The organism is Alkalihalobacillus sp. NPDC127517 (genome assembly GCF_050276055.1).
Lineage (GTDB): Bacteria > Bacillota > Bacilli > Bacillales > Bacillaceae_D > Alkalicoccobacillus.
The window spans coordinates 1-8,837 of the sequence record NZ_JBNNQX010000032.1 but is presented as its reverse complement, the minus strand read 5'-3'; the positions used below and the strand labels follow the sequence as shown (position 1 = coordinate 8,837).

General features: G+C 35.9%; 9 protein-coding genes. 4 read left to right on the top strand and 5 right to left on the bottom strand.

Annotation, left to right across the window (positions count from 1 at the left end):
* On the bottom strand, positions 1-340 hold a 340-nt coding region (mobC, locus tag ACQKKO_RS21390; protein WP_498650726.1), incomplete at its 3' end, for a plasmid mobilization relaxosome protein MobC.
* Between the two features lie 457 nt (positions 341-797).
* On the opposite strand from mobC, the gene ACQKKO_RS21385 reads away from it, so the two are divergent.
* A complete protein-coding gene (locus ACQKKO_RS21385) occupies positions 798-1,169 on the top strand; it encodes a hypothetical protein (protein ID WP_498650724.1) in 372 nt (123 codons plus the stop codon).
* Positions 1,170-1,742: 573 nt separating this feature from the next.
* Positions 1,743-2,354, top strand: coding sequence for a PBECR4 domain-containing protein (locus tag ACQKKO_RS21380; RefSeq protein WP_498650722.1), 612 nt, complete (start codon positions 1,743-1,745; stop codon positions 2,352-2,354).
* 177 nt (positions 2,355-2,531) lie between these two features.
* Here the strand turns inward: ACQKKO_RS21380 and ACQKKO_RS21375 are convergent, their stop codons facing one another.
* On the bottom strand, positions 2,532-3,161 hold the full coding sequence (locus tag ACQKKO_RS21375; protein WP_498650720.1) for a helix-turn-helix domain-containing protein: 630 nt from the start codon (positions 3,159-3,161) through the stop codon (positions 2,532-2,534).
* A gap of 239 nt (positions 3,162-3,400) precedes the next feature.
* Positions 3,401-4,096 (bottom strand): hypothetical protein, encoded by a 696-nt coding sequence (locus ACQKKO_RS21370; protein WP_498650718.1) that lies wholly within the window; start codon positions 4,094-4,096, stop codon positions 3,401-3,403.
* Positions 4,097-4,527: 431 nt separating this feature from the next.
* Here ACQKKO_RS21370 and ACQKKO_RS21365 point away from each other — a divergent pair, with 431 nt between their 5' ends.
* Positions 4,528-5,094, top strand: coding sequence for a site-specific integrase (locus tag ACQKKO_RS21365; RefSeq protein WP_498650716.1), 567 nt, complete (start codon positions 4,528-4,530; stop codon positions 5,092-5,094).
* Between the two features lie 223 nt (positions 5,095-5,317).
* Here ACQKKO_RS21365 and ACQKKO_RS21360 read toward each other — a convergent pair whose 3' ends face one another.
* On the bottom strand, positions 5,318-5,812 hold the full coding sequence (locus tag ACQKKO_RS21360) for a MerR family transcriptional regulator (protein ID WP_498650712.1): 495 nt from the start codon (positions 5,810-5,812) through the stop codon (positions 5,318-5,320).
* A gap of 463 nt (positions 5,813-6,275) precedes the next feature.
* On the opposite strand from ACQKKO_RS21360, the gene ACQKKO_RS21355 reads away from it, so the two are divergent.
* Positions 6,276-7,154: a replication initiator protein A gene (locus ACQKKO_RS21355; RefSeq protein WP_498650710.1), complete on the top strand. Its 879-nt coding sequence runs from the start codon at positions 6,276-6,278 to the stop codon at positions 7,152-7,154.
* 120 nt (positions 7,155-7,274) lie between these two features.
* On the opposite strand, the gene ACQKKO_RS21350 is transcribed toward ACQKKO_RS21355, so the two are convergent.
* A complete protein-coding gene (locus ACQKKO_RS21350) occupies positions 7,275-8,690 on the bottom strand; it encodes a relaxase/mobilization nuclease domain-containing protein (RefSeq protein ID WP_498650709.1) in 1,416 nt (471 codons plus the stop codon).
* Positions 8,691-8,837: the final 147 nt, after the last annotated feature.

Here is an 8,837-nt window from a genome sequence, read left to right as displayed (position 1 = left end):
TGGCTTTAATTTCTTCAACTGGTTCTTTCCCCACTAAAGCTCTTGTGTCATTCCTAATCTCGCTAAGAGCCTTTAATATTTCCTCTCTTTCACTTCGTGTAAAGCTGTTGTTTCGATTTACTTTCCTCGCAATTTGATTCACGTTGTTACCGATCGCTCCAACCTGAATACTTAAATCTTTATAAGCTGTTGCCGTTTCAGGATTTTGTGGCATGGAGAGGTTAAGCGTCAGAAATTTCGCTAGAGCATTAATCGTCATTTCGTAGTATTCTGCAAATTTATCCGCTCGTTCTTTTTCTTCAACGGTCAGTCTGAACTTTATTTCTTTATTTTTACTCATTTGTTTCACACCCCTTATTTTCTCACTTTTGTAGCTAAGTATAATCTAGTGATTTAAGGTATTGCAAGCATACTAATATGGGCACATGCTCTCGCATTTTTCCATATTAGGCTTGTTGGGGTTACCCCAATCCCCTTCTTGAAAAATGAAAAACAAAAAATTAAAAAAGAGGTGGGTGAAGCAATTATTTCATGTTAATCTAATTTATAAATAGGAGAATTATATGGATAATATTAAGAAAAAAATAGTTTCTCGTTTTAGATGTTTATTTGGCGTTTTTTCTTATTATGACTGTTCCAGTAAGTGCTAGTTATATAATGGCGATTTTTGGGACATGAATCGGATGAGGGTACAAAAAATTTTTTAAGATCATTTTGCGTATGGTAATTATTTACGGTGATCATAAGCCTAGGCTTGTTAAATTTAATAAACAGGATTCAGAAAGGGTGCGCAGCCATTGTCTAGAAAAATCTCTTTAGAAGATCAGATCGGTAGAGAACTAAGCAAACAGAAGTCAGCAGAAGAAGAGTTGTCATTAGTTGAAAAGCTTCAGGAGGATCTAAAAAAGAGGAAAGCGGAAGCTAGAAGAAAGCTAAAAGAAGAAAAAGAGAAACAAGCAGTAGTGCTTGGTAAAGACTTGTTACAAACGTATAAAACCACTGATTTAAGGGAATTAAAAGACGCAATTATTGAAGAGTTCATGGAAGAGAAACAACTTCCGATCAGCGAGGACGATTTTAAATATCTCACAGACTTGGCTGAGAAATTACGTGAAGGTTCGTTTATCGATTATAAGGTTGTGTTCCAGGAAATTAAAAAACGTTTTTAGGAAACAAGGGACGTTCTCCAGTCAGCAAACCGTTATTAGATTATTTGAGCGACCTTATTAGTCATCCTTGCTTTTTATTTAGAGAAGCATTATTCCAAATGATAATTATTATAGCCATATTACCTGTAGTAAGATATTGTTGCACTAGGAGCATTGCTAGGTTAAGTATCTTTACAATTATTATAATGAACAAAATTCCCATTGTTTATTTGAGAAAATCAATACCAATAACATTATGTGAGGTAAAGGCATACCTTATCTTAGTATGTCTGCATACAATGTTGCTTAAAGGACATGCTAATATTGACACTTCAAGAGAGTGCATGTTAATCTTGAAGTGTCAAATGGTGAGCGAGCACCGTAAACACCTGACATACTTGCCGGACTTCGGGTGCCGGTCGTCTGCGGAGGACATAAACTTTCCGACATACTTGCCGGACTTCGGGTGCCGGTCGTTGGCAGGCAACATAAAAACTCGCATATTTTTAAATTTAAGAACTTGGGATATATAAGAAGGTTGGGATTAATCCCAACCTTCTTTTTTTTGAAAAAATATAAAAGTGGGGAATATGGATGGATGATAAAAGAGAATTAATAAAGAAGTTTTTTGAAGGGTTAGAGATTTATGAAAGAACATTAATGGGGAAAGAAATCCATTATGTTTTCTGCAAAGATAACGCTTATCATGAAGTGGTATTAGAGGCTAAGGCAGAAAATTATCTGCATCTTACAGGGGTTGAGTACTTTGAAGGTGGTAGCAGAAAAATTAAAGGAAAAGAATTTTATAAAAAGTTAAAGAAAGGAAAAATAAATAAAGCAGCATTTCAGATTCCTTTCTATTCAGAACAAAAAATAAACGTCTTAAATAATTTGAAGTCTCTTACATCTTGCACAGGTCTAAGAGTTATTGATGAACAGATCGTGTTAGAAAAAGTCACTTTATCTGCAGGAATTCGAACTAATCGGATGATCTTTTGTCTAGGTCTAATAAACACCAGAGGTGATAATATTTTTAATCCGTGCACACTTCTAAATCTTAAAACTGATGTCAAAGGTAAGAATTTCGCAGGTGGTGTTGATGTTCAATGCATCTACATAGTAGATAACCAGGAGGTCAAAAAAATTTGTCGTAGCGTTGATTTTGCAATTTATGAGAAAAATAATACTTACACATATAACCCGTAACTATTAAAAGTTTAATACAACATAATAGGTCAAATGTTACGTAAAAAAACTCCCGCCCAAGTGTTGAGGGGGAAGTTAAAAATTATTTAGCTTGTAATTTATATGAGTAATCTCAAAAAACCCACTGACACAAAGTGTCAGTGGGTTTTTTTTGGAGGCGTATTTAAATATTCTTATTTAAATTGACTTTGATTTTCTCCACGTAGGTATGAAAAATTTGATATTTTGGATACTCAAAATCACAATTCCATACAGCATTATAATAAATCCATTTAGACCTGTTTCAAAAGGTAATATTCCATAGAGAAAATAAGAAAATACAAATAGTAAATCAAACCATATTACGTTCTTTGAGCCTGATTTTCTATTGAAATAATCCCTTGACGCGATAAATGTCAAGACAACTCCAATTAAGAATATAGCTCCCCACCAAATGATTAAATACAAATCAGGAAGTTGATACGAAGAAGGATCAGAAAAAGCACCAATATAACCAAAAAAGCTGATTAGCATAATTATTCGACCAAACACAGCTGACATTTGCATTTTGATATTTTTTTTATTTTGCTCTATCTGATTTTCTATGCCTTTTCTTTCATCCATATATTCTTCAGGCGAAATTAATTCCTTAACATCACTATTGAATAACTCAGCTAATTTGATTAGATTGTTCGTTGAGGGTTCTGATTGATTTGTTTCCCATTTGGATACTGCTTGTCGACTAGTTCCCAGTTGCTCAGCTACATATTCTTGAGACAACTTTAATGATTTTCTTTTATTGCTAATATTAGACCCTAATGACATCATACAACACTCCTTGTTCAATCTGATTGTTGTAATTTTAGTATTTTCTAATGGTTGCATACTACCAACCATACAGCAACTATCAGTTGCTGTATCATATATATTCTTTATCATTATAATTCAGGTCGTTTTGCTAATAGTGATAAAACGAGTGACCCCGGAATAATACCGAGGTCACATACTAGCCGTATAATTTTTTACTATCTAATTCATAATATTATGGTGTTTTATTTTTAATCAGCTTACTCAATAGCAGTTTTTACTGGTGGAATACCCCAATCAAGATAGAAAGCTACACCTTTACCTTGAGATAATGCTCCAGTTATCTTTAATGCAAGATCTGCAAAGAAAGCTCCACCCAAAACTGCAGTACTTATTCCAGCTACCGCTCCTAATGGTCCTCCTAAAAGTGTTGAAACTCCTGCCCAGGCAGTCATTAATGCAGCTGGACCAACTGCAGCTGCTGATCCCAAGACAGCAAATGTTCCGGCCTTCAAATCAAAGTTATTTAAGTAACCAGCTCTATAGCCAGAACTAGCCGCTAACACTTGATCACTCTCTGCTTCGCTTACTTGAGAAGCTGGAGCCTGATATGTTCCGTTAAGCATAGCTTTGAAGTCTTGAAGTTGAGTTTCTGTAAAACTATGTTCATTTGTAAGTTCCTCATCGCTTAAAGCTACGCTCAACGTTTCTTGATCTGCGTTAATAGAAATATGATGAGAGACTTCTAATACCTTAAGCATCAACTCTGAATCTACACCAAACTCTTCTAAATCTCTGATGCTACTTTTTTCCTCTTCACTTAAGACTACCGTCTCCTTACTTACATCTTGCGTTGAATTCGCTAGCGCAGATGAATTAATAGGTACCATAACCATTGCTACAATCAAGGAAAATACCATAACTAAACTTATTTTTCGACTCTGAACAAAATCCATTAATTTGAATCCCCTTCCATTTTTAGTGGTACATCCTGTTTTTAACATCGCTGTACTTTCTGTTCAACCCAAAAAATACAAATAAAAAAATTAGTTTCTTTCGTTGTGAAATGTAAGTAAATCTATATGCTCAATTTAGAAACTCATATTGGTTTCATAAGAAATAAATGTATATATACAAGGAAACTATTATGAATGACATCAGATCCACATTGATTGGCGCTGAGAAGAAGATAAAATTGATACCAAATCCCTGCAGTCTAATCAAATTTGTCGCCATTTCTCCGCTGAGCGCTTTATATGTAACAAAATTGCACAAATGTTACATTGAAAAAGGCTAGAAATTAGACTTTTTTTCTTTTTTTATATGGTACAATCAAAATACAAAATTAAGTTACATTCAAAATGCTGATTTATAAGGAGTTACACTTATGCTTTCTAAGGCAGATGAAATTAAAGACGTACAGCCGTTACGATCTTTAGAATTAATCCAAGACATGAAATGGTCACTCAAACGCCACTGTTCCCAACGTGATTATATTCTTTTCCTTATGGGCATTAATACAGGCTTAAGAGTTGGAGATTTATTGCGGTTGAAGGTTAATGATGTCCGAGGTAAGCAAAAAGTTGTCATTCGAGAAGGAAAAACGAAAAAGCCACGTACCATTTACTTATCAAACGTCTATGACGAGTTGGCCGACTACGTTCATTCTCTTCCAGGAAGCTCCTGGTTGTTTCCAAGTAGAAAAGGTGATGGTCCAATCTCCAGGGTTCAAGCTTATCGCCAGTTAAATAAAGCAGGAGATATGGCTGATATTCCTGATGGGATCGGCACTCACACCATGCGTAAAACCTTTGGATATTGGCATTACAAGCAATTTAAAGACGTGGCAGAATTACAAATGATCTTCAATCATTCCCACCCTAAAGTTACGTTGACGTACATTGGGATTCTAGAGGAAGAGGTAGAAAAAAATCTAAAGTCCTTTAGCCTTTAAAAGAAGTACCCCTGACACATGTTGTCAGGGGTACTTCTCGTCAGATCAAACAAAAAACAGCCACGTTAGACATGGCTGTTGTTAAATTCATTTAAAAGCCCCCATTTTATGAATCGCATAAGAGGTTTGCGATTTTGAATCCCACCATTTATGAGTCGCTAGGTGACATCGCGACACACTTACTTCTTATTACATCATATGTTAGCACCACAGATCGTGCCGGTCAATTTTTCCGCTTCCAAAATTCCCACCATTTCTTTGGTGCAGTGTGAGAATCAGATGACGCAGCAGTCTCTTTTTCGTTCTCCAGGAGATCTTGATCTCTCTTTTCTTGCAACAACTGTTTTATAAAACGTTGCTGTCGATCTAGCTTGGCCAAAAGTTCCTGGTTAAATTCATTCTGCTGTTCTTTGAATTCCTCAAACTGTTTTTCAAGTGGTTTATGAGGTGGTGGTGACGTGGTGGCGTCTGGTGAATCAGTGATTGTAATAGGGAATTGTTCCGCCAAGATCGTTTCGATTTCGTTTGCCTGGTAACCTTCACCGTACAAACCTGCAATCTGATTTAAGATCTCAACCGATTCTGCATGATATTTCTTACCTTTCCCTCTGCTGTCATACTTAAAGTATGTATGAAACTTGTTTAGGTAGCGTCTTACAGTTGATTCAGGAATTTTAGTGATTGTACTCAGTTCACTAACTGCAAGCATTTTATCCATAAAACCACCTCTCATTCACCTGGTGATCACCACCCAACCACCAACCGCCAGTCAGTCACCACCGCTAATTTTCAGTATCTATCTGTACTTTTAAAATACAATTTAACAGCTTCGTCGTGTAGCTTCGATTTGAGTGTCCTTTTATCCTCTTGTTCAGTGCTCTTTTGGCATAAAAAAAAATCATAGGTCCCTATGATCTTTGAAATATATTTCCATACAAAGTTAACTTTGCTATACTAGATTTAATTAAATAAAAAAAGAAAGAGCCTCAAACCTGCTCAACCGACCAAAGTTTCACAAGGTGCCAGGGCTCAATATCTTGGGATAATCGTATAATATTTTTGAGACAAAATCAATGGTAATGTCTCTTCACTATACATAAATTTAGCAAACCATAGATATTTAAACACAGGTTACTAGGAGGCTCTTTCTTTTTAAACTACTAAAAAGGGAGAGTTTTTTTATGTCCAAAAGATTTTCAGTACATGACGCAAAAAACGAAGAGTTTATTCAATTTCCTAGATGGTTAATTTCCGAAGATAAATACAAAGGATTGAGCAATGATGCTAAAGTAGCTTTCGCTCTTTTAAAAGATCGTTTTCGTTTATCTATACATACATTCCACGAGGGAAATGACAGCTTTGTAGATGAAGAAGGAAGCATTTATTGCGTGTACACGTTAAAACAACTTATGGAAATCTTAAACCTATCAGACAAGACTGTAACAAAGTCAAAAAAAGAGCTAATCAAAGTCGGCTTGCTTGAAGAAGTTAGAAGAGGTCAAGGAAAAGCTAATCGGTACTATATTTTAAATCCAGTATTCGAAAACGATCAGAAAAAAGACTGTGAAACCCTTGATACAACTGAGACTCGTAGAATTTACGATTCTAAAAACGTAAATTCTACGAGTCAAGAATCGGAAAATTTACGAGGTAGTAATAAAGACTTTAGTCAGAGTGACCTTAGTAATCTTGAAGAAGAAGAATATATAATACGCGCGCGCGCGAAAAATATTGCTTATGACATTCTTAATGACTTTTTACAACATAAAAAACTAGATCAAAAGACTATTAATAAAACGATTAAACACCTAATTGAATTGAACTTAGATATTTTCTTAATCGATGACGCAGAAAAGCAATTAAATCACATGATCGAAAAACACAGCAACGGAGAGCGTATCTATGACTTTGCGAAATATTTTGCGAAGGGATTGCTAGATTTAACGGTTCAATCAAAAGTTAGTCGGGAGTACCAAGAAGAAAAATTACGAGAATATGAAGCTAGAAAGCAACTTGTTGACGAAAATCCGAAAAAGTTTATGGATTGGCTCGAAGCGTGATCACTAAAACGACACAGAAGGCTCAGATAACAATTATAATAGATTCACTAGGTTAAACCTTATTGTTTTTAGAAAAAAGCAAAATACCCCCATTTTGGACGAATGAGAGATATTGTTAGCTTACCTTTCGAATTCTCTTTGACTTCGCATGAGTCTATTTCTGTTCTGTTCGTGCTTTCGTTCATGTGGTTTTATGTTATCAAATACGGTTTTTTTAACTTCATTGAGATCCTTAGTAGGTTCTACAATGGGTTCTGAATATTTGCCATCAGTCCCTCTTTTGAGTACAGAAATCACTTGCGTATCTTTTAAATACGTCAATTTATAAAGTTTCTTGGTTGTTCCACCATAGAACATGCTTAACTCTTTTGAAGAATCTTGATATTGGTTGTGCGTGGAACGGGGGAACAGTTTTTTCAGCTGAATATAATATGCCTTAATCTCATGTTCTCTTTGTAATGCCATTTCTTTATCCAGTTCGGCTTGTTCCAGTTTAATTTCCTCGGCACGTTTGATCTCGGCACGATCGGATTCTGTTTTTGCGCTTTTTAGTTCTTGGCTAGAAGTAGCTTTAATATCATCTTTTTTGTCTTGTGCATGTTTAACTGTTTCCGCAAAATTGTCTGTACTTGGTAGGGTGGTGGATGATGGTGGTTGCCCTGGTGCAGTCTGCACACGTTTCTTTTCACCTGGTTGCAGTGTGTTGTGCAGCGGTGCTTTTTTCTGCTGTTTATTTACTACAAACGCTCTTTCAACGTCTTCTAGGTGCAGTCCGTTATCTAAGGCTTTGTTTTGGTCTCTTAGCTTATACAACTTCGCTCCTGAATCTCTTTGGCCAACGTGTATGTACCCTTTGGTTTTTTCACCACGCTCATACATTTCTACGCCTTTTTCAGCAAGGAGTTCCTTGTATGAATCCATATCTACCGCCTGAGATTTAGCGTGTCTAATAGCGTCCTTGATTTCTTCCTTCCAGGGTACGCCACCACGTTCTTTAATCCGCTTTTCTGCGCTCTTTTCCTCAGAACGATTTCCCTCATACATTTCTAATGGTTCAATTCCATGTTCCTTGCATACTTGATCTGAAATGGATCTAAAAGCAACTAAATCAGCGTTCTTTTTCATTTGATACTTTGAACCAGTTTTGTAATGAACTGAGTTAGTGACCAAGTGACAATGAAGGTGATCCTGATCGGCATGAACAAAGCATCCAGTTTCATGACCTTTGCTAATTTTTTCAGCTAGAGCCAAACCGATTTCAAGACACTTCTCCTGGTTGTCAGGTGTATTAGGTAATTCTTTTGGATTGAATGAAAGAACAAAATGCATGGCTTGCCGACCATTCTCTTTGCTAAAGCGATTGCGAGTTTCTGCAAAATCATCACGTATATCAGCAATGTCACAATTGTATCCTGCTTTTAAAACACATTTGTTGACCGTACTTCCACTCTTTTGGTCAATCACGCTATCTTTTTCACAATAAGAAATGGTGGCATTGGCGTTGGAACTTCCTTTTAATGCTTGAAAGATTGGCATGGACTATCTCCTTATAAAGTGAAAATTGATCGTTTCTTTTCCGGCGGAAGAGTGGCTTTAATTTCTTCAACTGGTTCTTTCCCCACTAAAGCTCTTGTGTCATTCCTAATCTCGCTAAGAGCCTTTAATATTTCCTCTCTTTCACTT